Raw genomic sequence first — 23,648 nt, forward strand, 5'->3', positions numbered from 1 at the left:
CCTGCCAGGATCCGGGGCGCTCAGGGTCGCTCTGCTAGAATCCATGCATGACCGACCCCACTTCCGCACCTGCCGCCCTCCCTGTTTCCGACGTACCCCAGGCACAGCGCGCGATGTCACAACGCTTCCGCGGCTTCCTGCCGGTGGTGGTGGATGTTGAAACCGGCGGCTTCGACAGCCAGCGCAACGCGCTGCTGGAAATCGCCGCCGTGCCGATCGAGATGGACGAGAACGGCCTGCTCTACCCCGGCCAGACTGCCAGCGCCCACGTGGTGCCGGCAGAGGGGCTGGAGATCGACCCGAAGTCGCTGGAAGTGACCGGCATCATCCTCGACCACCCGTTCCGGCTGGCCAAGGAAGAGAAGGCCGCGCTGGACCACATCTTCACCCCGGTGCGTGCAGCGATGAAGAAATACGGTTGCCAGCGCGCGATCCTGGTCGGCCACAACGCCCATTTCGACCTGGGCTTCGTCAACGCCGCGGTGGCCCGTACCGGGCACAAGCGCAACCCGTTCCACCCCTTCAGCGTGTTCGACACGGTCACCCTGGCGGGCATTGCCTATGGCCAGACGGTGCTGGCGCGCGCGGCCAACGCGGCTGGGCTGGGTTGGGATGCCAACGAGGCGCACAGCGCGGTGTATGACACCGAGCAGACGGCGCGGTTGTTCTGCACGATCGCCAACGCCTGGCCGCGGTGAAGCAGCCAACGGCGGAGCCCCTCGTGGCGGGCTGACAGCGATTCCTGGGCAGGCCGGACGGGTGGACTGCGCAGGGGACGCTGCAAGTACATCCCTGTAAGCTCGGTCGCCGCATCCATGCGGCTCACGCCCCTGCGCAGCCCACCCGCCCGGCCACGGACAGTTTCCCGGGCGCCACGGAAAGATCAGAAAAGCGGGAGCAACAGCGGGTCGCTGCGCTCGATGGGTCCTGCCGGCTAGGGCTGTGGTGAGTCACCTTTTTGGTGGGTGCCGACCGTTGGTCGGCACGCCGATTGGTACGGCAATGCCAGTAGATCCACGCCATGCGTGGATGCTTTGCAGTGGATCAACCGATGCTCGTGCGATCCCTGCCGTCACTCTTCGCACGGTACAACGCGCGGTCGGCGCGCTGGTACAGCAGTGCCGGGGTGCGGTCGTCGCCGTCCAGTTCCACCAGGCCGGCGCTGAAGGTCACCCGCAGGCCAGGGATGCCGGCCCAGTCCGGATGGTCATGGAACAAGCCACGCAGGCGCGCGCACAGCTGCGCCGCCTCCTCCAGCCGGGTGTCATTGAGCAGCAGCGCGAATTCTTCGCCGCCGGTGCGTGCCGGCAGGTCCGAATCACGGCTGGCGGCGGCGATCACCTGGGCCACTTCCACCAGTACCGCATCACCGATGCTGTGGCTGTGCTGGTCGTTGACGTCCTTGAAGTGGTCGATGTCCAGCACCACCAGGCACAGCGGATGGCCGCTGCGCTGGGCGCGGGCGAAGTCGCGGGCCAGCGCCTCGTCGAAGCCGCGACGGTTGGCCAGCCGGGTCAGCGCGTCTTCGCGGGCCTGCCGTTCGAACGCCTCGGCCTGCCGCGCCAGGCGCTCGGCCAGCTCGGTCTTCTCCTGGTTCAGCGCCTGCAGGTGCACGGTCTGCGCCTGCAGGTCGAAGGTGGCCTCGTCCACGCGCCGTGCCAGGCGCAGGTTGCTGGCCTTGTACTGCTGCAGCAGGAAGCGGTACAGCGCCACCAGCGCGGACAGCAGCACCAGCCCGATCAGCGCCTGCACGCTGCGCCGCTGCCACCAGAACGGCTCGACGGTAAAGCTCCACACCGCTTCCTGATGACCCCAACTGCCCCCCGGGTGCGCGGCGGCCACGTGCAGCGTGTAATCACCCGGCGGCAGGCCGACGAATTCCACGCTGCGCTGCGGGCCACGTTCCACCCAGCCGTTGTCCAGCCCTTCCAGCCGCGTGCGGTAGCGGATGCGGTCGGACATCAGGTAGCTCAGGCCCACGTAGCTCACTGCAAGCCGTCGCCCACCGGGAATCAGGTTGCGCTCCGGGCCTTCCCAGTGCACCGGCGCACCGTCGACCTGTACGTTCTCGATTGCCGCAGGCGGTGCGGGACGTTCACGGAAACGCTGCAGCCGCTGCGGATCGACCGTGCTCAAGCCGCCGGCGGTCACCACCCAGAACGTGCCGTCCTGGCGCAGGATCGCCGAGGGACCGGAGCTGCCGTTGGCCTGCGCATTGGCCATGCCGTCGATATCGTTGTAACGCTCCACCGTGACCCGCGGCGCGCGTCCGTCGGCCACGGCGTTGAGCGTGGCCATGTCGGTGCGCAATACTCCGCGGTTGCTGCTGATCCACACGTTGCCCAGTCGGTCGGGCACCAACTGGAACACCGCATCCACCGGCATGCCCTGCTCCAGGCCCACCCGTGCCAGCGTCCCCGCCTGCCAGCGGTACAGCCCACGGTCACTGCTGATCCACATCGCATCGCCGATCTGGTGGAAGCCGAACACGCTGCGGCCACCGCCCAGCGGCGCCAGGTCGATCGACTGCACCTGGTCACCGCGCAGCACGCGGACGCCTTCAATGGTGCCGATCCACAGATTTCCCTGGTGATCGTGTTCCAGCGCGGTGGTCAGGCCTGCCGGCATGCCAGCAACCGTGGGCACGGTTACCTTGTCACCTTCGATACGGACCACGCCCTTCTGCGTCCCCGCCCAGACCACGCCGTCAGGCGCGATGCTGATCGCACGGATGTTGCCGCCGGGCAGGCCATCGGCCGCCGCGTAGTTGTGGCGAAGCCGTCCATCGGCGTGCAAGCGGTAGATGCCGTCGCCGAAGGTGCCCACCCACAGATCGCCGCCGGCATCCTGGGCCAGGCTCAGCACCGAAGGCGCCTTGCCACCGCGGTTGTGCAGCGGTATCGCACGGAATCGACCGTCCGCGGTCTGCAGGTCCAGGCCACTGGCGCTGCCCACCCACAGGTGGCGGTCCCGGTCTTCAAGCACCGTGCGCACGTAGTCGCCGCTGAGGCCGTCGCGTTCGGTGTAACTGCTGAACAGGGTTTCGCGCAGGCGGTACAGGCCGCCGTTGGCGCCTACCCAGATGCTGCCCTCAGCGTCTTCGCGCAGGCTGACCACTCGCCCGCCCGGCAGGTTCAGGCCCGCTGGCAGGCGCTCCAGGCCGTGCGCCGAGATGCGCAGCAGGCCCTGGTTCTCGGTACCCAGCCACAGGTCGCCATGGCGGTCCTGCAACATGGCCGTCAAGTGCAGCTGGCCGGGCAGCCGGTGCACCAGCACCAGGCGATCATCCTCCACCCGGTACAGGCGCTCGCCCGCGACGATCCACAGCGTCCCATCAGGCGCGCGGTAGGGCCACGACAGGCCCTTGTCCACGCCCCACGCCGCCGGCGCGCGCTGCAGTACGCCAGCGGTGTCGCGCAGCACCAGGCCATCGAGGGTGCCGATCCAGACCCGGTCCTGCGCGTCGACCGCCATCTTGGTGAAACTCATCGCCAGCGGCAGGTCCGGCGGCGGGCGCTGGTAGACGATGCCCTTGTCCGGGGCCAGATAGCCGATGCCTTTGCCCTCGTACAGCAGCCACAGGCGACCTTGGCTGTCCATCTGCATGGACTGGATCAGCACCTGCGGCGTATCCGGTTGATGTTCCCAGACCCGCCACTGGCCGTCGCTGCCGCGGTGGCTGACATTGCCGCGCGAATCGCTGATCCACAGACCGCCCTGCGGATCGACCAGCAGCGCGCCGATGCCGTTGTCGCGCAGCCCCGGCCGGGTGCTGCGGTCGAACACGGTGAAATCCAGGCCGTTGTAGCGCACCAGGCCTTCCCAGGTGGCGAACCACAGGTGGCCTTCCGGGGTCTGCGCGATGTCGCGCAGCGAGTTGTGCGGCAGACCATTGCGCGAGGTCCACACGTCGATGGCGTAGTCGCGCAACGGCGGCGCGCCACTCTGCGCGGCCAGTGGCGTGGCAATCGCCAGCAGCAGCCACAGCACACCCACCCGCAGCAGGCGACCGATGTTCTCCGCGTGGCGCCCCGCCCGGCGCCTGCCCGCCCCCTGCCCGCCCATCAGCGCAGCGGCGGCGGCCAGCTGCGGATGCCGGTGGCGGCAGCAGACGCGAACAGGGACAGCTGCACCGCGCAGGGCGGCATGCCGGCAGGAACAGGCAGGCTCATCGGACGAAGAATGGGGAGGTACGCAGATGATAGGGCAAACCCTGTCACCGGCGTCACCGCGCCCGCGCAGCCCGGCGCAACCGGGCCGGGTCCGGGATCGATGCTGCTAGCGCGCCTCGGCGCTGGTCGACCACTGCACCACCGCTTCCAGCCCACCTTCGGGGCGGTTGCGCAGCCACAGTCGGCCCCCGTCCTTCTCGGCCAGCGCGCGGGCGATGGTCAGGCCCAGGCCGGCACCGCCGGTCTCGCGCGAACGGGATGTCTCCACCCGCACGAACGGGTCGAACACGGCTTCCAGCTGGTCATCGGCCAGCCCGGGGCCATCATCGGCGATGACCACCGTGATCGTGCCCTCGCCGCGCTCGACACGTACCCGGGCGCGTTGCGCATACATCACCGCGTTGTCCACCAGGTTGGAGAACAGGCGGTGCATCGCCAACGGGCGCAGCATCAGTACCGCGCCGCTGCGGCCTTCGAAAACGACGTCGGCGCCGTCCTCGGCGGTGTCCTCGACGATGCTCTCCAGCAGTGAATCCAGATCCAGCGCGGCGCGCTGTTCGGCACTCTCCGCACTCCGGGCCAGTTCCAGCCCCTCGCGTACCAGTGCCTGCATCGCAGCCAGGTCGCCGATCAGGCGCTCGCGCAGCGCCTCGTCGGTCACGTTTTCCAGGCGTAGGCGCAGCCGGGTCAGCGGCGTCTGCAGGTCATGGGTGATCGCCGCCAGCATCTGCGTACGTTCGGCCAGGTGGCGCTGCAGCCGATGCTGCATGGCATTGAAGGCTTCGGCGGCACGCTGCACCTCACGCGGCCCGCGCAGCGGCAAGGGTGCCCGCTGCAGGTCATCGCCCAGGTCCTCGGCGGCGGCCGCCAGCTCCTGCAGCGGCGCACTGGCCATGCGTGCGACCACGTAGGCCAGCACGGCGATGGCCAGCACCAGCAGGGTCAGGAACAGCGGGTCCACGGCGAGGATGCCGTTGTGTGCGATCGCCGGCGAATCCAGGGCGAGCTTCAGCAACGTGCCGTCGTTGAGCACCACGTCCACCGCCCGGCACTTGGGCGGGATGAAGGTGGGATCGCGTTCGCGTGGCGGCTTGCGGTGGCCCGGCGGTGGCGGCGGCAGCAGGTCCTGCAGCTTGGGAATGCACGAACGGAACGAGGCAAAGTGCACATGCGCCCGCGACACCGGGCCCGGGCGGTCTTCCAGTACCTCCATCAGCGCCTTGTCGGCCCGCCCGATGCGGGCGCCGGGCTGCAATGCCCGCACGCTGGGGCCACCGATCTCCAGCAGCCGCTCGCGCAGCTCCGGGTTGCCGTCGAGCAGGTTGATGTAGCCCTGCAGGCGGTCGGCGATGCGGTTCAGGTTCTGCCGCTCGAATTCCTGCTGCCGCTTGGAACTGGCCAGCATGGTCGCGCCGATCGCGGCCACGCTCATGCCCAGCAGCAGGATCACGAACAGCCGTCCGACCATCGAGGACAGGAAGTGGCGCAGGCGCTTCATCGCGGCCTATTCCAGGTTGACGGCCGAGGCCAGCACGTAGCCTTCGTTGCGCACGGTCTTGATCAGGCCATCGGGGCCACCGTCATCGGCCAGCTTGTTGCGCAGCCGGCTGACCTGCAGGTCGATCGCCCGGTCCTGCGCTTCATAGTTGCGGCCGCTGCTGAGGGCCACCAGCTGCTCGCGCGAGAGCACCTTGTTGGCATGGGCGATGAACACCCGCAGCAGGCGGAACTCGGCGCCGGACAGCACCACCACGCGCCCGTCCGGATCGACCAGGTGGCGATGCTCCAGGTCGAAGATCCAGCGTGAGAAACGCGCACGGCGCACCGCCAGCGGTTCCAGGTTGGCCGGCAGCGCTTCGGTACGGCGCAGCACGTTGCGGATGCGCGCCAGCAGTTCACGCGGCTCGAACGGCTTGGCCAGGTAGTCGTCGGCGCCCATTTCCAGGCCGAGTACGCGGTCGATCGGCTCGGCGCGCGCGGTGAGCATGATCACCGGCGTGTTCGAGCGCGCGCGAAGGTCGCGACACAGGGTCAGGCCATCCTCGCGCGGCAGGTTGAGGTCGAGCACGATCAGGTCCACGTGTTCGCGTTCCAGCAGCTGGCGCATGCTGGTGCCATCGGCGGCGGTGCTGACCTGGTAGCCAGCACGGCCGAGCTGCTCGGCCAGCAGGGTGCGGATATCGTTGTCGTCATCGACGATCAGCAAACGGTGCATCGGGTTTTCAGTCTCCATGTCGCGAATCATCCCGTGTCGGCAGCTGAACCGCATCCAGGCCAATGCGTACCACTGTATCCCCCGCAGTGCGGGATACCTGCTGATACGCAGTCTCGCAGACAGTGTTACACAGAGACACACCCCGAGGATTGAGCGCGGTGTCGCTCGATCTTCACAATGCCCACCAACGCCGCCACTGCGGCCCCCAGAGTGAAGCCGCCACGTGATCTCCCGCCTGTTGCCCGCGACCCGCAAGGGTCGCCTGATGTTGATCGCCCTGCTTGTCCTGATCGCCGCTGTATCCGTGTGGTGGCTGCTGCGCAAGCCGGCCGCACCGGCGCTGGCGACCACCCCGGTCAGCCGCGGCGACATCGAGCAGACGGTGGAAGCTACCGGCGTGATCGACGCCTACAAGCTGGTCAGCGTCGGTGCGCAGGCCTCCGGCCAGATCAAGTCGCTGAAGGTGCAGCTGGGCGATACGGTGAAGGAAGGCGACCTGATCGCCGAGATCGACGCCACCACCCAGCAGAACCAGGTGCTCAACGCGCAGGCCTCGCTGGACCAGGTGACCGCGCAGCGCGCAGTGCAGCAGGCCACCCTGCGCCAGGCCGAACTGGAGTTCGCACGCCAGCAGCAGATGCTGGCTGCCGAAGCCACCTCGCGCCAGGAATACGATGCCGCCGAGGCCCAGCTGAAGACCGCGCGTGCGCAGCTGCAGTCCTACGAGGCGCAGATCAAGGGCCGCGAAACCGAGCTGGGCACTGCCCGTGCCAACCTGGCCTATACCCGCATCGTCGCGCCGATGGACGGCACCGTGGTGGCGGTGGTGGCCGAGGAAGGCCGCACGGTGAACGCCAACCAGACCGCGCCGACCATCGTGATGCTGGCACGGCTGGACGTGGTGACCGTCAATGCCGAGGTGTCCGAGGCCGACGTGGTCAAGATCAAGGCCGGCATGCCGGTGTACTTCACCACGCTGGGTGACCCGGACCGCAAGTACCACGCTACGCTGCGGCAGATCAATCCGGCACCGGCGTCGATCGCCAACGAAAGCTCGTCCAGTTCCAGCAGCTCGTCCAGTTCCAGCTCCAGCAGCGCGGTCTACTACAACGCGTTGTTCGACGTCGAAAACCCCGATGGCACCCTGCGCATCGACATGACCGCACAGGTATCGGTGCTGCTCAAGCAGGCCAAGGGCGTGCTGATGGTGCCGGCCGTGGCACTGGGACCGAAGTCGCGCGATGGCGAGCGCATCGTGCGGGTGGTCGACGACAAGGGCCAGCCGCAGCCGCGCAGGATCAAGGTCGGCATCAACAACGGCGCCAACGTCGAGGTCCTGTCCGGCCTGAAGGAAGGCGAGCGCGTGGTGGTCGGCGAAGGCGGCGCTGCGGCAGCCGCTGGCGGCGGCAACCGTGGCGGCATGCAGATGCGGGTCGGCGGCCCGGGCATGGGGCGCCGATGAGCATGACGGCTCCACTGCTGCGCCTGCGCGACCTGCGGCGCGAATTCCCTGCCGGCGAGGATGTCATCGCCGTGCTGCGCGACGTCAACCTGGACATCCATGCCGGCGAGATGGTGGCGATCGTCGGCCAGTCCGGGTCGGGCAAGTCCACGCTGATGAACATCCTCGGCTGCCTGGACCGCCCGACCCGTGGCAGCTACCAGGTGGCGGGCCGCGAGACCGGGAAAATGGCGCCCGACGAGCTGGCCGAGCTGCGCCGCGAGCACTTCGGTTTCATCTTCCAGCGCTACCACCTGCTGGGTGATCTCGACGCACGCGGCAATGTGGCCGTGCCGGCGGTGTATGCCGGCAGTCCCGGCCCGGTGCGCACCGCCCGTGCCGAGCAGCTGCTGCAACGGCTGGGCCTGGCCGACCGCATGCACCACAAACCCGGGCAGCTGTCCGGTGGCCAGCAGCAGCGCGTGTCGATCGCGCGCGCGTTGATGAACGGTGGCGAGGTGATACTGGCCGACGAACCGACCGGCGCCCTGGACACGAAATCCGGCGAAGAGGTGATGGCCATCCTCGGCGAACTGCATGCCGAAGGCCACACCATCATCATCGTCACCCACGACATGAGCGTGGCCGAGCACGCACAGCGCATCATCGAGATCCGCGACGGCGAGATCATCGCCGACCGTGCCAATCCGGCCGCACCCAGCTACCGTGCGCAACGCGAGCCGAGCACCGGCGTGGCCCATGGCAGCAGCTGGCAGGCCGCCCGCGACCGCTTCACCGAAGCGTTCCGGATGGCCCTGCTGGCGATGAACGCCCATCGCCTGCGTACCTTCCTGACCATGCTCGGCATCATCATCGGCATCGCTTCGGTGGTCTCGGTGGTGGCACTGGGCAACGGTTCGCAGCAGCAGATCCTGCAGAACATCAGTGCGCTGGGTACCAACACCATCGACGTCTACCCCGGTCGCGGCTTCGGCGACATGCGTTCGGCGCGGGTGCAGACCCTCAAGGCCAGCGATGCCGATGCCCTGTCACGGCAGAGCTACGTCGACAGCGCCACCCCCAGCGTGTCCAGTTCGGTCACCGCGCGCTACCGCAACCAGTCGGCCACCGCGCAGATCAGCGGCGTCGGCGAGCAGTACTTCCGGGTGAAGGGCGTGAGCCTGCTCAGCGGCAGCTTCTTCGACACCGACGCGGTGAAGGGGCTGGGCCAGGTGGCGGTGATCGATGAGAACACCCGGACCCAGTTCTTCCCCGACAGCGATCCGATCGGCCAGGTGATCCTGCTTGGCAACGTGCCGGTGCGGGTAGTCGGCGTGGCCAAGAAGCAGAGCTTCGGTTTCGGCGGCAGCACCAGCCTGAGCGTGTTCGTGCCCTACACCACGGTGATGTCGCGCATGCTCGGGCAGAGCCACGTTTCCAGCATCACCGTGCGGGTGAACGATGAAACGCCGATGGATGCGGCGCAGGAAGCGATCACCCGGCTGCTGACCATGCGCCACGGCACCGAGGACTTTTTCCTCAGCAACAGCGCCGAGATCCGCGACACCATCGAACAGACCACGCGCACGATGACCCTGCTGATCGGCGCCATTGCCGCCATCGCCCTGCTGGTCGGTGGCATCGGCGTGATGAACATCATGCTGGTCTCGGTGACCGAGCGCACCCGCGAGATCGGCGTGCGCATGGCGGTGGGGGCGCGGCAGAGCGACATCCGCCAGCAGTTCCTGATCGAAGCGGTGCTGGTATGCCTGCTCGGCGGGTTGCTTGGCATCGGCCTGGCACTGCTGATGGGCGTGTTGATCGGCCGGTTCGCCAGTGATTTCCAGGTGCTGTTCTCCACCGCTTCCATCATTGCCGCCTTCGCCTGTTCGACCCTGATCGGCGTGGCCTTCGGCTTCCTGCCGGCACGCAGTGCCGCCCAGCTCGACCCGGTGGAGGCCCTGGCCCGCGAATGAAGACGATGACCCGACTGCCCTTCCCCGCTCCCTCGCGCCTGCTGCTGTCCGGCGCCGTGCTGCTTGCACTCTCCGCCTGCGCTTCCGTGGGCCGCTATCCGGTCGAAGACCCCAGCGTTGCCGCCACCTATGGTCGTGGCGATGCGACCCTCAACGCACCGGCCGACGACCCACGCAGTGGCCTGGACACCCCGGCCCGTGACGTCCGCCAGGACACCTGGTGGACCGGCTTCGGCGACGAGCGCCTCGACCGCCTCGTCGCGCAGGCGCTTGCCGCCAACAGCGACCTCGGTGCGGCCGGGCTGGCGGTGCAACGTGCACGCCTGCAGGCCGGGCTGGCCAGCAACGCGCTGTGGCCGCAGCCTTCGTCGTCCGGCGTGAGCGGCAGCGGCAGCCGCGCCACCGACCAGGCCGACGACTGGCGCCGCAGCTATTCCACCGGCGTGTCGCTGGGGTGGGAGATCGATCTGTGGGGGCGCCTGCGCACCCAGCGCGACATCGCCCGCTGGGAGGCCAACGCCAGCGAAGAAGACCGGCAGAACACCGCCCTGCTGGTGATCGGCGATGTCATCAACCAGTACTGGGCACTGGCCTACCTCAACCAGTCCATCGCCACCGGCCAGGCCAACCTTGAACGGCTGCAACGCACCCACGAACTGGTGCAGGCACGCTTCGATGCCGGTGCGGTTTCGCGCCTGGAAGTACGCCAGGCACTGCAGAACCTGCAGTCGCAGCGTTCGGCGCAGAGCGCGCTGGAACAACAGCGGGTGGAGGTGCGCAACGCGCTGACCGTGCTGCTGGATGGCACGCCGTGGCCGCAGCAGGACGAACCGCAGAACCTGCTGGAGGCGCAGAGCCCGACCATTGCCGAAGGCCTGCCCGCCGACCTGCTCGGCCGCCGGCCCGACCTGCGCGCGGCCGAACTGCGGCTGCGCAACAGCCTGAAGACGATCCGGGTGACCGCCACCCAGTACTACCCGGCCCTGAGTCTTACCGGCAGCTTGGGTTCCAGCGCCACCTCGCTGGGCGATGTGCTGCGCAATCCGGTGGCGACGCTGGGAGCCGGGCTGTCGCTGCCCTTCCTCAACCTGCAGCACGCGCAGCTGGATACGGACGTGGCCGGCACCAACTACCAGATCGCCGCCACCAACTTCCGCAAGACGCTGTACACCGCGCTGTCGGAGGTGGACAACGCCTTGTCCGCACGCGAGCAGCTGCTGCGCCAGGTAACCGCGTCGCAGGCGTCCTACGATGAAGCGGTGGAAGTGGAACGTGCGCAGGAAGTGCGCTATCGCGTGGGCGCCACCGATCTGCGCACCTGGCTGGAAGCGCAGCAGACCCGGCGCGACGCGGAACTGTCACTGGCACGGGTGCGGCAGAGCCAGTTGAACAACGACGTGACGCTGTTCAAGGCGCTGGGAGGCAGCGCGGGGTAAGGCGCTGCGTCATGCATGTAGTCGGTAGCGCCGGGCCATGCCCGGCGATTCCCTGCGGCAGCACGACGTGTACCGCGCTGCACGATCGCCGGGCATGGCCCGGCGCTACCGGGAGCGCGTGACACGCCCCCGATCGCTGCCGATCAACCGCGCTGGCGCACGGCCTCGAACAGGCTGACACCGGCAGCAACCGAGACGTTCAGGCTCTCGATCTCGCCCGGCATCGGAATCTTGACCAGGCCATCGCAGTTTTCGCGGGTCAGGCGGCGCAGGCCGTCGGCTTCGCCGCCCAGCACCAGGGCGATGTTGCCCTTCAGGTCCAGCTGGTACAGCGACGCAGTCGCCTCACCGGCCAGGCCGTAGATCCACACGCCCTGCTTCTGCAGGTCCTTCAGGCAGCGCGACAGGTTGGTCACCGCCACCACCGGAATAAGGTCGGCAGCGCCGGCCGAGGTCTTGCGCACGGTGGCGTTGACCGTGGCCGACTTGTCCTTGGGAATGATCACGGCGGTAGCGCCGGCAGCGGCGGCCGAGCGCAGGCAGGCGCCGAGATTGTGCGGGTCCTGCACCTCGTCCAGCACCAGCAGCAGGGCCTTGCCTTCCGCAGCCGTGACCAGCCCTTCCAGCTCGTTCTCGTTGTAGGTGCGGGCGGCGGCATAGCGTGCGGCCACGCCCTGGTGGCGCACCGAACCGCCCACGCCGTCCAGCGCCTGGCTGTTGACCTTGCGCACGTCGATGCCCTTGCGGCGGGCGTTTTCCTCGATTTCGACCAGGCGCGGGTTCTTCGCACCGGCCTCGACCAGCACTTCGCGGACGTTCTCGGCGTCGTTCTCGATGGAGGAGGCGACGGCGTTGACGCCGACGATCCACTGGCTGTTCTTGCTCATGCGGGCAGGACCGGAAAGGGGGTGGCTATGGTAGAGCATCAGGGGCGGCCGCGCTTCGCGCTCGCCGGACATGGCCCGGCGCCACCCACCGTTCACCCTTCGGCCGAACGGCTGCGCGGCGGCCAGTGCGGGGTGTCGTGGTCGGGATGCTGGTGGGACACGACCGTGGCCAGGAATTCCAGCGCGGCCATGTCCTGTTCCGTACGGCGTGCCGGCAGCCGGCCCAGCCCATCGACGAAGGGCAGCTTGCGCTCGACGCCGTACTGAAGGGTCGGCGGCAGTCGTTCAGGCTGGTCGAACGCACCGGCGGCCACCGCCACGCCATCGGGGGCCTCATAGGTCAATGGCGTGCCGCAGTCGGCGCAGAAGCCGCGCCGCACTACGTTGGACGACTGGAAATAGCGCGGTTGGCCACGGGTCCAGCTGAACTGCACACCGCGCACCGACACCAGTGGCGCGTAGTAGGCGCCGAAGGCCTTCTGGCACATCCGGCAGTGGCAGATCGAGCTGTCGGTCAGCTCGCCCCGCGCCTGGAAACGGATCGCGCCGCACTGGCAGCCGCCGCTGTATTCGGGTTGGCCCTGCATTGCTGCTTTCCTCCGGAACCTCGTGCCAACCAACGGTTGGCACCTACCGGGTGAGGTGGGTGCCGACCGTTGGTCGGCACGGCTTTCAATACTTCTTCTTCGCGCGCTTGGCCGGCTTGCCGCGCTCGGGCAGCGGGGCCGGGCCTGCTTCCTCTTCCTCGCCCTTGTGCTCGACCAGGCGGAAGTCGATCTTGCGTTCTTCCATGCTGGCCTTCAGCACCAGGATGCGCACCTGGTCACCCAGTCGGTAACTGCTGCCGCGGCGCTCACCGGTCAGCGTCTTGCGGGTCGCGTCGAACTTGTAATAGTCCTGCGGCAACTGGGTCACGTGCACCAGGCCCTGCACCTTCGAGTCGGCCAACTCCACGAACAGGCCGAAGCTGGTCACGCCGCTGATCACGCCGTCGAACTGGCCACCGACGTGTTTTTCCATCCACGCCGCGCGGTAACGCTCATCCACTTCACGCTCGGCCTCATCGGCGCGACGCTCACGCTCGGAACACTGCAGTGCCAGTGCTGCCATCTCGCGGGCGGTGTAGGTGAACTTGTCCAGCGGCTTGCCCGACAGCGCATGCTTGATCGCCCGGTGCACCAGCAGATCCGGGTAGCGACGGATCGGCGAGGTGAAGTGCGCATACGCTTCCAGCGCCAGGCCGAAGTGGCCGTTGTTGTCGGGGCTGTACACGGCCAGGCTCTGGCTGCGCAGCAGCACCGATTCCAGCAGCGTGGCATCGGGACGGTCGCGGATCTTCTTCAGCAGCTTGGTGTAATCACCCGGGCGCACCTTCGACCACGGCGGCAGGCTCAGCTTGAACTCCTTGAGGAATTCCAGCAGATCGGCGTACTTGGTCTCCGGCGGCTTCTCATGCACGCGGTAAGGCGCCGGCACATGGCGCGACAACAGGTACTTGGCCGCCTCCACGTTGGCCGCAATCATGCATTCCTCGATCAGCTTGTGCGCATCGTTGCGCACCAGCATGCCGGCCTGGGTGACTTCACCGCGGTTGTCGAGCACGAAGCGGACTTCGCTGCTTTCAAACTCGATCGCGCCACGCTTGCTGCGCGCCTTCGACAGCACCTTGTACAGCTGGTGCAGGCGCTGCACCTGCGGCAACAGGTCACCGATGAAGGCCTTGGCACCGGCATCGTCCTCGCCCACCGCCTGCCACACCTGGGTGTAGGTCAGGCGCGCATGCGAATTCATCACCGCTTCGTAGAAGCGCGAGCCGGTCACCTGGCCCTCGCGGTCGATCTGCATGTCGCAGACGAAGCACATGCGGTCGACCTTCGGCATCAGCGAGCAGATGCCGTTGGACAGCGTTTCCGGCAGCATCGGCACCACGAAGCCCGGGAAGTACACCGAGGTGGCGCGCTTCTGTGCTTCATCGTCCAGCGGCGTGCCGGGACGGACATAGTTGGAGACATCGGCAATGGCGACCACCAAACGGAAGCCATCGGCGTTCGGCTCGCAGTACACCGCGTCGTCGAAGTCCTTGGCGTCCTCGCCATCGATGGTGACCAGCGGCGTGCTGCGCAGGTCGACGCGGCCGCCGATCATCGCCGGCTCGACCACCAGCGGTACCGCGGCGGCTTCGTCCAGCACCTCCTGCGGGAACTCGAACGGCAGCTCGTGGCCGTGGATCGCGGTTTCCACCACCAGCGAGGCAGTCAGCTTGTCGCCGAGCACGGCGATGATGCGGCCGATCGGCGGACGGCGGCTGTCCGGTGCCTGGGTCAGTTCGCAGACGACCAGCTGGCCATCGCCCGCGCCGCCGGTCTGGTCCGGCGGTACCTGCACGTTGCGCTGGATGCGCTTGTCATCGGGCACTACGTAATTGATGCCCATCTCGACGCTGAAGCGGCCGATCAGGCGCGTCATGCCGCGCTCGAGCACGCGGGCGATGCTGCCTTCGCGACGGCCGCGGTGGTCAATGCCGGTGACACGTGCCAGCACCTTGTCGCCGTGCATCACCTTGCGCATTTCATACGGCGGCAGGAACAGATCGTCACCGCCCTCGACCGGGCGCAGGAAGCCGAACCCTTCCGGATTGGCAATCACCACGCCGGTGACCAGGTTCAACGTCTGGATGGGCGCGAAGCCGCCGCGGCGGTTCTGCACCAGCTGGCCGTCGCGGACCATGGCGCCGAGCCGGCGCGACAGTGCTTCGGCACGGTCCGGTGCGGTCAGGCCCAGGCGCGCGCCGAGTTCCTCAGCCGTCTGCGGCCCTTCGCAGCGTTCCAGCAGGGCCAGGATGGCCTCGCGGCTGGCAATGGGTTGTTCGTACTTTTCCGCTTCGCGGGACGCATAGGGATCGTCGATCACCTTGCCCGTCGGCGGCAGCTTGCGGCCCGGCGCCGGACCCGGCGGCTCGGCGTTGCGGCGGCCACGTCCTGGAGGCGGTGCACCGCCTTCGGCCAGTGCGGGGAGCCAGCCCGGCAACGGCTTGCCCGGCTTGTTGTTGCGGGCAGTGCCCTGCTTGGTGCCCTTGTTGGGGGCTTCACTGCGGGACTTGCTCCCGCCCTTGCTTGGTTTTTTGGTAGTCATCGCCCTCCATGGTAGCCGCTGTGGGCGTGCAGAACGGGTCAGCGCCCGTCTTTGAACAATCGGGTGAAAAACGTTCACAAAATCGTTGACAGCCTGCGTGTTCATCTTCACAATTGCGCCTCTGGAACGCCCAGATGGCGGAATTGGTAGACGCACTAGTTTCAGGTACTAGCGGGTAAAACCGTGGAGGTTCGAGTCCTCTTCTGGGCACCAACGAAAAAACTCCTCGCTCCGGCGGGGATTTTTTTTGCCTGAAATCCGGCTGCCGCACCCATCCACGCATGGCGTGGATCTACTGAGCACGTTGGACGCAGGAATTTCAGAAGAGTGTTGACACCTCCATCACGGCACCCCATAATTCTCCTCCTCGACGCCCAGGTGGCGGAATTGGTAGACGCACTAGCTTCAGGTGCTAGCGGGGGCAACTTCGTGGAGGTTCGAGTCCTCTCCTGGGCACCATGTCGAGAATGAAAAACACCCGCGAAAGCGGGTTTTTTCTTGTCTGGCGTCCGGCCGGCATCACCACCACGAACGCAGCATCAGCTCCAGGCCCAGCAACAGCAGGAAGCCGAGGAAGCAGGCGCGGAACACCCGCGCGCTGATGCGCTGGCGGATCACCTGCCCCAGCCACATGCCCAGCAGCGCCGGCAGCACCGCCAGCGCACTCAACCCCAGCTGCTGCACGCCAAACGCACCGTTGAGCACCAGTCCGGTGGTCAGCGAGATCGTCGATACGGTGAATGCCAGGCCCAGCGCCTGCACCAGCTCCTCGCGCTGCAACCCCAGCGACTGCAGGTACGGCACCGCCGGCATGACGAACACGCCGGTGGCGCCAGTGACCACGCCGGACACCGCCCCGACCAGCGGCCCCAGCCAGCGCTCGCGCCGCTGCGGTACGCGGAACACCGGCGCCACCAGTGCGTACAGCGCATACACCACCAGCGCCACGCCCAACGCGGCGCGCGAGGCATCACGATCCACCCGTACCAGCAGCGCGGCCGAGCCCAGCGTCACCACCACCACGGCCAGCATCATCGGCCACAGCCGCCGCAGGGTGCGGCCCAGTGATGGCCCGGACAGCAACTGCCAGGCATTGGTGACGAAGGTGGGAATGAACAGCATCGAGGCCGCCGCCACCGGCGACAACGCCCCGCCCAGCAGTCCCATCGCCACCGTCGGCAGGCCCATGCCGGTCACGCCCTTGACCACCCCGGCCAGCACGAACACCACCACCAGCAATCCATAGAAGTATGTCGTCTCGTTCATGCCGCCATTGGAGCCGGCGCCGCAGGCGCGCACAATGCGGTCTTCCCGCCTGCACCTTCGGACCAGCCGAAGGCAGGGCCGAGCGGAGCAAACGACATGCGTCTGGACATTGCCGATCTGCGCCTGTTCCTGGCGGTGGCCGAAGCCGGCAGCATCACCGCCGGCGCGGTGGAGGCGAATCTGGCACTGGGATCGGCCAGCGAACGCCTGCGCGCCATCGAAACCGACGCTGGCACGGCGCTGCTGACCCGTCACCCGCGCGGCATCAGCCTCACCGAAGCGGGTGCCGCACTGGCCCATCACGCGCGATTGATCCTGCAGCAGCAGGCGCAGCTGCGCGGCGAACTGCAGGCGTTCGCCCACGGTGCGCGCGGCACGCTGCACCTGTACGCCAACACCGCGGCATTGACCAACTATCTGCCCGCGCGACTGGCCCCATGGCTGGCAGAGCGCCCTCGCCTGCGCGTGGAACTGCACGAACGCACCAGCAATGAAGTCGTGCGCGCGATCCGTGCCGGCCAGGCAGAGGCCGGCATCATCAGTGATGCCGTTCCCGCCGATGGACTGCGTCGTCATGTCGTAGCCGAAGATCCGCTGATGATGCTGCTGCCGGCCGGCCACCGCTTCGCCGCGCGGCGCTCGCTCGACTTCAGCGATGTGCTGGGCGAGACCTTCGTTGCCCTGGCCGACGGCAATGCGCTGCAGACCTATATTGAAGAGCTGGCGGCAGAGGCCGGACGCACGCTCGACGTGCGCATTCGCATGAAGACCTTTGAAGGCCTGTGCACGATGGTGGGCCATGGCATCGGCGTGGGCATCGCGCCGCGCACGATCGCGCGGCAACATCGGCGGGCCACCGGCATCGTCGCCGTTGCACTCGGCAACGCATGGGCACAACGCCGGCTGTGCGCCGCGTTCGCCGACTGGACATCGCTCTCGCCACCGATGCGCAGCCTGCTGCTGCATCTGGATGTGCACGCGGAAGCCGGTGCAGAAAAAAATGTGTGAAATGGTGTTGACACATATCCAGCCTTCCTGCAAAATTCTCCTCCTGAGTCGCCCAGGTGGCGGAATTGGTAGACGCACTAGCTTCAGGTGCTAGCGGGGGCAACTTCGTGGAGGTTCGAGTCCTCTCCTGGGCACCATGACTCAGACAATGATCAAACCCGCGCAAGCGGGTTTTTTCATGTCCGGCGTTTGCCGGGATCACGCGATTGTGGCGTCCATCCACGCATGGCGTGGATCTACTGGAATTCGCATGCATGCGTGGATGCACTGCAAACAAAAACCCCGCCTTCCGGCGGGGTTTTGTTTTTCAGCGACAGCGATCAATCAGTGCCCGCCACCGGCGGCGGCACCCGCGCCCGCACCGAAGGGCGGCTTGGCCAGCCACAGGAACGAGATGATCGCCAGGAAGATCCAGCCCAGCAGGAAGAAGATGTCGTTGAAGCCCATCTGCGATGCCTGGTGGTTGATCATGTTGTTCAGCACCGCCGCGCCATGTTGCAGGTCGCCCTGCCCCATCGCCGCCACCTGGTCCTGCATGCCCGGCTGATAGGCCGAAATGTGTTCGGTCAGGTCCGCGTGATGCACCTGCGTGCGACGTGCCCACAGCCAGGTGGTCAGCGACGCCGCGAAGCTGCCGCCCAGCGTACGCAGGAAGGTGGCCAGGCCCGAGCCGGCCGCGATCTCACGACCATCCAGGTCCGACAGCAGGATCTGCAGCACCGGCATGAAGAACAGCGCTACGCCGATGCCCATGATCAGCTGCACGCCTGCCACATGGTGGAAGTCCACCTGCAGGTTGAAACCCGAGCGCAGGAAGCTGGTCATCGACAGCACCACGAACGCGATGGTGGCCAGCATGCGCATGTCGAAACGCGATGCGTACTTGCCCACGAACGGGGTCATGATCACCGGCAGGACACCGATCGGGGCTGTTGCCAGACCGGCCCAGATCGCGGTGTAGCCCATGTCGCGCTGCAGCCACTGCGGGATCAGCAGGGCCACGCTGAAGAACGCTGCATAGGCCACCACCATCGCCAGCGTACCAGCGCGGAAGTTGCGGTGCCGGAACAGCTTCAGGTCGACGATCGGGTCCTTGTCGGTCAGCTCCCAGATCAGGAACACGGTCAGCGCCACCACGGCCACGCAGGCCAGTACCACGATCTTCATCGACGAGAACCAGTCTTCGTCGTTGCCCAGGTCGAGTACCAGCTGCAATGCGCCCACGCCGATCACCAGGGTGACCAGGCCGACGTAGTCCATCTTCGGCTTCTCGACGTGCTCGGGGCGACCCTTCAACTGGTTGCCCACTACCAGCGCAGCGAAGATGCCCAGCGGCACGTTGATCAGGAAGATCCATTCCCAGCTGTAGTTGTCGGTGATCCAGCCACCGAGGATCGGCCCGCAGATCGGCGCCACCACGGTGATCATCGCCAGCAGCGCCAGCGCCTGCCCGCGTTTCTCCCGTGGATAGATCGAGACCAGCAGCGACTGGGTGATCGGGTACATCGGGCCGGCGACGAAGCCCTGCAGTGCACGCGACAGCACCAGCATGCCCATGCTCTGGGCCAGGCCGCACAGCAGCGAGGTGATCACAAAGGCCAGCGTGGCCCACACGAACAGCTTGCGCTCGCCGAAGCGACGGCTGAGCCAGCCGGTCAGCGGCAGCGCGATCGCGGTGCTGACCGCGAACGAGGTGATGACCCACGTCGCCTGCTGCGAACTGGCGCCAAGATTACCGGCGATGGTCGGCAGCGAGACGTTGGCGATGGTGGTGTCGAGCACCTGCATGAACGAGGCCATCGCCAGGCCCACGGTGCACAGGGCCACGCTGGGTGGCAGGAAGCCAGCGGCCGCACCCGGCGCCGCCGGTGCGCCCGGAGAGCCGGGCGCAGCTGGAGCTTGTGCGGACATGGCCGACCTCAGCTCGCCTTGGACTGCTGCGGCAGGTTGCCCTGGATGATCGTGTGGATCACCTCATCGGCATCGTGCAGCTGCTTGGCATACACGTCGGTGTCAAACACCGTGCCCTTGGCGGCTGCGCTCGGCAGCACTTCGCCCTTCTGGTCGCGCAGGCTCACCTCGGCCTTCATCGACAGGCCGATGCGCAGCGGGTGTTCGGCCAGCTGCTTGGCATCGATGGCGATGCGCACCGGCACGCGCTGCACGATCTTGATCCAGTTGCCGCTGGCGTTCTGCGCCGGCAGCAGCGAGAACGCCGAGCCGGTGCCCAGGCCCAGGCTGTCGATGCGGCCCTTGTACTTGACGTCGCCGGCATACAGGTCCGACTTCAGCTCCACTTCCTGGCCCAGGCGCATGTGCCGCAGCTGGGTTTCCTTGAAGTTGGCTTCGACCCACATCTGCTCGGTCGGCACCACCGCCATCAGCGCATTGCCCGGCTGCACGCGCTGGCCAACCTGCACCGAACGACGGGCAACATAGCCAGTGACCGGCGCGACGATGCCCGAACGTGCATTGTTGAGGAAGGCCTGGCGCAGCTGCGCGGCGGCAGCCTGCACATCCGGCTGGGTCGCGATCACGGTGTCATCAACCAGTGCGCGGTTGCGCTCGACGGTCTCGCGCGAACCGGCCACGGCCACTTCGGCAGCTGCCAGCTCGTCGCGGGCGTGGGCCAGTTCTTCGTTGGAGATGGCGCCGGTGGCGGCCAGGCCCTTGCGGCGTGCGAAGTCGTCGCGCACGCGCTTCAGGGTCACCTGGCGTGCGTTCAAGTCCGCCTGCGCACCTTCGACGCTGCGGTACAGGCCGCGGGTCTGGCGCACGGTCTTGGCCAGGTTGGCTTCGGCTTGCTGCAGGGCCACCGAGGTATCGGCCGGGTCCAGCTGCACCAGCAGCTGGCCGCGCTCCACGCGCATGCCGTCGTCGGCGTTGATGGCGACCACGGTACCGGCCACCAGCGGGGTGATCTGCACCTGGTTGCCCTGCACGTAGGCGTCGTCGGTCTCTTCGAACCAACGGCCGAACATGAAGTACCACAGCGCCAGTGCCGCCAGCAGCAGCACGACGATCACGAACAGGCCGCGCAACAGCTTGCCGCGGCGGTTGGGGGCGGCAGGGGCCGCAGTGTCTTGGGTCTGGCTCATGGCAGGGGTCTTCAGGAATGCGGGGAATCGGAATGGGAAGCAAGCGGTGCGGCATCAGCGTCACTGGGCTGGAAACCACCGCCGAGCGCCTTGCTCAGGCGCACCGAGGTCTGCAGCTGCTGCGACTGCAGGCCGGCCAGCTGCTGCTGCGACTGCAGCAGGGTGGACTGCGCGGTCAGCACGTCCAGGTAGCTGCCGATGCCGGCGCGATAGCGCTGCTGGGCCAGGTCGAACGCCGCGCGTGCGGTATCCACCGCCTGCTGCTGCGACTGCGCCTGCTGCGCCAGTGAGCGCACCGCGTTGACCTGGTCGGCCACGTCGCGCAGTGCATCGAGCACCGCCTGGTTGTAGTTCGCCACGGCCAGGTCGTACTGCGCATCGGTGTTGGCCAGGTTGGCCCGCAGCTTGCCGCCTTCGAAGATCGGCAGGCTCAGCGCCGGGCCGATGTAGGCGAAGCTGGAACTGCTCTGCAGCAGGTCGCCGACATTCGGTGCGACCACGCCGGCCAGCGCGGTCAGGTTGAGGCTCGGGTAGAACCGGGTCTTGGCGACCTTGATCTGCTTGTCGGCCGCTTCCACCCGCCAGCGCGCGGCGACGATGTCGGGGCGACGGCCGAGCAGTTCACTGGGCACCACGCCCGGCAGCTGCAGAGCCAGCGGGTTCATCGCCCGCGGGCGTTCGATCGACAAGCCGCGGTCCGGGCCCTTGCCGACCAGCGCGGCCAGCGCCGTGCGCCCGGCATCGATGCGCTGCTGCGCCGCCAGCAACTGCTGCTGTGCGGCCGGCACGCGGGCTTCGGCCTGGCGCACCTGCAGGTCGCTGTCGATTCCGGCACTACGACGCTGCCGGGTCAGCTGCAGCGACTTCTGCGAGCGCGCCAGTTCTTCTTCGGCCACGTCGTTGAGCTGCCAGGCGTAGGCCAAGTCGGTATAGGCCTGGGCGATGCCGGTGGACAGGTTCAGGCGCGCGGCCTGGGCCTCGACGGTGGCGGCGTGGGCGCCATCCACGGCAGCCTCCCAGGCGGCGCGCTTGCCGCCCCACAGGTCGATGCCGTAGCTGAAGTCGAACGCGATCTGGCTGCTGCCAGCGTAGTGGCCGCCGATTTCATCGCCAGCCATCGATTCGGGCAGGCGCAGGCCGGTGTAGCCACCGGACACGGAGAGGCTGGGCAGGCGATCGGCGCGCGCGGTGCCGACCTGCGACTGTGCCTGGCGCAGGCGCGCGTCGGCGGCGTCCAGGCTCGGATGGCCGGCCAGGCCTTCGGCGATCAGCGCATCCAGTTGCGCATCGCCCAGTGCCTTCCACCAGTCCTGCGCAGGAAAACCGGCGGCGCTCAGGTCGCTGTCGGCCAGGGTACGTTCGCTGTGCAGGCTGTCCACGTCGAGCACGTGGCCCTGCGGGTCAAGGCCACGGCTGCTTGCGCAGGCGGCCAGCGCCAGGGCCAGCGCCGACAGCAGCAGCGCGCGCGCGGAGCGGCGGAGAGTGGGATGCGGGATCGGGTTCATGGGGTTGTCAGGGAATCGCGGATTCGGGTCAGGAGGGACAGCAGCTGCGTGCGTTCGTCGGCGGACAGATCGCGCAGGGCGTAATCCATCACCGCGTCGCCGCGCAGCTTCAACCGCGCCCACAGCGCGCGGCCTTCATCGGTCAATACGATCTGCAGTGCACGCCGGTCCTGCGCATGCGGCTCACGGCGCACGCAACCGAGCGCTTCCAGCTTGTCCAGCAGGCGGGTGACCGCGCTGGGCACCTGGTCGATGGCCTGGGCCAGCTCGTTGGCCGTGCACGGCGCCATGTTCGAGAGCACCTTCAGCCCGATGTAGTGGGTGAAGCCGATGCCGAGGTCTTCTTCGGCCATGGACGCGTCGAGCTGGCGGACCAGGCCGTCGCGCACCTGGCGCAGCAGCAGGCCGAAGCTGGGGGGAGTGGTTGCAGGACAGATCATGGGGGAGCATTCTCTTCCAAAAAAAATATTTCTCAATGGAAATATTCGATCTGACATCGAATGCTGTGTTGCAGCAGTGGGCTGGATCAGGTGAAGGCGCCACCTTAATGGCGCTCCCAACTGGCCCGGTAGTACAATCCAGCCAATGAATGTCACATTCAAGCCACCCCCAGCCCACATGACGGCGGGCGAACCCGGACCGGCCACCCTGCTGCGTGAAGAAGCGCTGGACTGGTTCGAGCGCAATGACGGCCCGCCGGTCATCGCCTTCCGCTTCGACAGCCCGCAGGGGCTGGCCCGCGAAGTGGACTGGCATCACCACGTTCGCGCGCAGCTGATCTGCGTCGAGCGCGGCCTGCTGACCACCCGCACCTCGCATGGCACCTGGTCGCTGGCGCCCGGTTCGGCGGGCTGGATGCCGCCGGCCGAGCCGCATACGGTCCACATCGATGGCCCCCTGCGCGGCTGGGGCATGGTGCTGGCCGCACCGCTGTGCGCCGAACTGCCCGCCGACCCATGCGTACTGGGCATCTCGCGGTTGGCGCAGGCAGTGGCCGAACGCATCTGCGACTGGCCGCAGGACTACGAAAGCACCAGCGAGCGGCAGCACATCATCAACGTGCTGCTGGACGAGATACGCGCCGCGCCGCGCCAGCGCATGCACCTGCCGATGCCGCGCGACCGGCGCCTGCTGAAGATCGCCTCGCAGCTGCTGGCCGACCCGGCCGATGAGCGCGGCCTGGCGCAGTGGGCGCATTGGGCCGGCCTGTCGCCGCGCAGCCTGACCCGCCATTTCCGCGACGAGACCACCCTCAGCTTCGCGCAATGGCGCCAGCAGGCGCGGTTGGCCGAGGCGCTGCGGCAGCTCAGCGAGGGCCGCAGCGTGGCCGATATCGCCCACGCACTGGGCTTCAGCAGCGCCAGCGCCTTCGTCACCGTGTTCCGGCGACACTTCGGGCTACCGCCCGGACGCTACCTGGCACGGGCCGGCCACGGCCTGGAACCGGGCCTTGACCCTGCACGCGGCTTGGCATCCCCCGCCGCATCCGGATAATCACTGGATTGAGAGCGG

General features: G+C 67.6%; 17 protein-coding genes and 3 tRNA genes. 9 read left to right on the forward strand and 11 right to left on the reverse strand.

Annotated elements, in window-relative coordinates; translation table 11 throughout:
- Nucleotides 1-113: 113 nt before the first annotated feature.
- Nucleotides 114-698: a ribonuclease T gene (rnt, locus tag K5K93_RS05760; protein WP_012510544.1), complete on the forward strand. Its 585-nt coding sequence runs from the start codon at nt 114-116 to the stop codon at nt 696-698.
- Between the two features lie 346 nt (nt 699-1,044).
- Here rnt and K5K93_RS05765 read toward each other — a convergent pair whose 3' ends face one another.
- From K5K93_RS05765 to K5K93_RS05775, 3 genes are all read right to left on the reverse strand, one after another.
- Entirely contained in the window at nt 1,045-4,065 is a 3,021-nt protein-coding gene (locus tag K5K93_RS05765; RefSeq protein WP_222390101.1) for a ligand-binding sensor domain-containing diguanylate cyclase, read from the reverse strand.
- Nucleotides 4,066-4,278: 213 nt separating this feature from the next.
- Nucleotides 4,279-5,670 (reverse strand): ATP-binding protein, encoded by a 1,392-nt coding sequence (locus K5K93_RS05770; protein ID WP_093817777.1) that lies wholly within the window; start codon nt 5,668-5,670, stop codon nt 4,279-4,281.
- Nucleotides 5,671-5,676: 6 nt separating this feature from the next.
- Nucleotides 5,677-6,405 (reverse strand): response regulator, encoded by a 729-nt coding sequence (locus K5K93_RS05775; RefSeq protein WP_025875399.1) that lies wholly within the window; start codon nt 6,403-6,405, stop codon nt 5,677-5,679.
- Between the two features lie 205 nt (nt 6,406-6,610).
- On the opposite strand from K5K93_RS05775, the gene K5K93_RS05780 reads away from it, so the two are divergent.
- From K5K93_RS05780 to K5K93_RS05790, 3 genes are read left to right on the forward strand one after another with little or no spacing between them, the layout of a single operon-like run.
- Nucleotides 6,611-7,849 (forward strand): efflux RND transporter periplasmic adaptor subunit, encoded by a 1,239-nt coding sequence (locus tag K5K93_RS05780; protein ID WP_222390104.1) that lies wholly within the window; start codon nt 6,611-6,613, stop codon nt 7,847-7,849.
- Nucleotides 7,846-9,804 (forward strand): MacB family efflux pump subunit, encoded by a 1,959-nt coding sequence (locus K5K93_RS05785; protein WP_025875403.1) that lies wholly within the window; start codon nt 7,846-7,848, stop codon nt 9,802-9,804. The genes K5K93_RS05780 and K5K93_RS05785 overlap by 4 nt, the downstream gene beginning before the upstream one ends.
- Nucleotides 9,801-11,240: an efflux transporter outer membrane subunit gene (locus tag K5K93_RS05790; RefSeq protein WP_222390107.1), complete on the forward strand. Its 1,440-nt coding sequence runs from the start codon at nt 9,801-9,803 to the stop codon at nt 11,238-11,240. The genes K5K93_RS05785 and K5K93_RS05790 overlap by 4 nt, the downstream gene beginning before the upstream one ends.
- Nucleotides 11,241-11,383: 143 nt before the next feature.
- On the opposite strand, the gene rlmB is transcribed toward K5K93_RS05790, so the two are convergent.
- The 3 genes from rlmB to rnr all read right to left on the reverse strand — a co-directional run bounded on the left by rlmB (nt 11,384) and on the right by rnr (nt 15,259).
- Nucleotides 11,384-12,127, reverse strand: a complete 744-nt coding sequence (gene rlmB / locus K5K93_RS05795; protein ID WP_025875407.1) for a 23S rRNA (guanosine(2251)-2'-O)-methyltransferase RlmB — start codon at nt 12,125-12,127, stop codon at nt 11,384-11,386.
- Nucleotides 12,128-12,219: 92 nt separating this feature from the next.
- Nucleotides 12,220-12,714 carry a GFA family protein gene (locus K5K93_RS05800; protein ID WP_093817773.1) on the reverse strand — a complete coding sequence of 165 codons (495 nt, stop codon included), beginning with the start codon at nt 12,712-12,714 and terminating at the stop codon, nt 12,220-12,222.
- Nucleotides 12,715-12,799: 85 nt separating this feature from the next.
- On the reverse strand, nt 12,800-15,259 hold the full coding sequence (gene rnr / locus K5K93_RS05805; RefSeq protein ID WP_222390108.1) for a ribonuclease R: 2,460 nt from the start codon (nt 15,257-15,259) through the stop codon (nt 12,800-12,802).
- Nucleotides 15,260-15,387: 128 nt separating this feature from the next.
- Here rnr and K5K93_RS05810 point away from each other — a divergent pair.
- Nucleotides 15,388-15,472, forward strand: a tRNA-Leu gene (locus tag K5K93_RS05810).
- A 159-nt stretch (nt 15,473-15,631) separates the two neighbouring features.
- Nucleotides 15,632-15,718: transfer RNA gene (locus K5K93_RS05815), tRNA-Leu, on the forward strand.
- Between the two features lie 60 nt (nt 15,719-15,778).
- On the opposite strand, the gene K5K93_RS05820 is transcribed toward K5K93_RS05815, so the two are convergent.
- On the reverse strand, nt 15,779-16,525 hold the full coding sequence (locus tag K5K93_RS05820; RefSeq protein ID WP_025877620.1) for a sulfite exporter TauE/SafE family protein: 747 nt from the start codon (nt 16,523-16,525) through the stop codon (nt 15,779-15,781).
- A 96-nt stretch (nt 16,526-16,621) separates the two neighbouring features.
- On the opposite strand from K5K93_RS05820, the gene K5K93_RS05825 reads away from it, so the two are divergent.
- Both K5K93_RS05825 and K5K93_RS05830 read left to right on the forward strand, forming a co-directional pair.
- A complete protein-coding gene (locus tag K5K93_RS05825; RefSeq protein WP_093817771.1) occupies nt 16,622-17,533 on the forward strand; it encodes a LysR substrate-binding domain-containing protein in 912 nt (303 codons plus the stop codon).
- Nucleotides 17,534-17,583: 50 nt separating this feature from the next.
- Nucleotides 17,584-17,670: transfer RNA gene (locus tag K5K93_RS05830), tRNA-Leu, on the forward strand.
- Nucleotides 17,671-17,857: 187 nt separating this feature from the next.
- Here K5K93_RS05830 and emrB read toward each other — a convergent pair.
- Genes emrB through emrR form a run of 4 tightly spaced genes read right to left on the reverse strand, consistent with a single transcriptional unit; the run spans nt 17,858 to nt 22,576 of the window.
- Nucleotides 17,858-19,444, reverse strand: a complete 1,587-nt coding sequence (emrB, locus tag K5K93_RS05835) for a multidrug efflux MFS transporter permease subunit EmrB (protein ID WP_025877622.1) — start codon at nt 19,442-19,444, stop codon at nt 17,858-17,860.
- Between the two features lie 8 nt (nt 19,445-19,452).
- Nucleotides 19,453-20,631, reverse strand: a complete 1,179-nt coding sequence (emrA, locus tag K5K93_RS05840) for a multidrug efflux MFS transporter periplasmic adaptor subunit EmrA (protein ID WP_222390109.1) — start codon at nt 20,629-20,631, stop codon at nt 19,453-19,455.
- Between the two features lie 11 nt (nt 20,632-20,642).
- The gene (gene emrC, locus K5K93_RS05845; RefSeq protein ID WP_222390110.1) at nt 20,643-22,136 is read right to left on the reverse strand and encodes a multidrug efflux transporter outer membrane subunit EmrC; all 1,494 of its coding nucleotides are present in this window, start codon (nt 22,134-22,136) and stop codon (nt 20,643-20,645) included.
- Nucleotides 22,133-22,576 carry a multidrug efflux system transcriptional regulator EmrR gene (gene emrR / locus K5K93_RS05850; protein ID WP_025877626.1) on the reverse strand — a complete coding sequence of 148 codons (444 nt, stop codon included), beginning with the start codon at nt 22,574-22,576 and terminating at the stop codon, nt 22,133-22,135. Before emrR ends, emrC begins: the two co-directional genes overlap by 4 nt.
- A 178-nt stretch (nt 22,577-22,754) precedes the next feature.
- Between emrR and K5K93_RS05855 the strand changes: the two genes are divergently transcribed.
- The gene (locus tag K5K93_RS05855; RefSeq protein WP_222390111.1) at nt 22,755-23,630 is read left to right on the forward strand and encodes a helix-turn-helix transcriptional regulator; all 876 of its coding nucleotides are present in this window, start codon (nt 22,755-22,757) and stop codon (nt 23,628-23,630) included.
- Nucleotides 23,631-23,648 lie beyond the last annotated feature (18 nt).

Origin of the sequence: Stenotrophomonas sp. DR822 (assembly GCF_019793815.1) — a bacterium.
In the GTDB taxonomy this organism is placed as follows: Bacteria; Pseudomonadota; Gammaproteobacteria; order Xanthomonadales; family Xanthomonadaceae; genus Stenotrophomonas; species Stenotrophomonas indicatrix.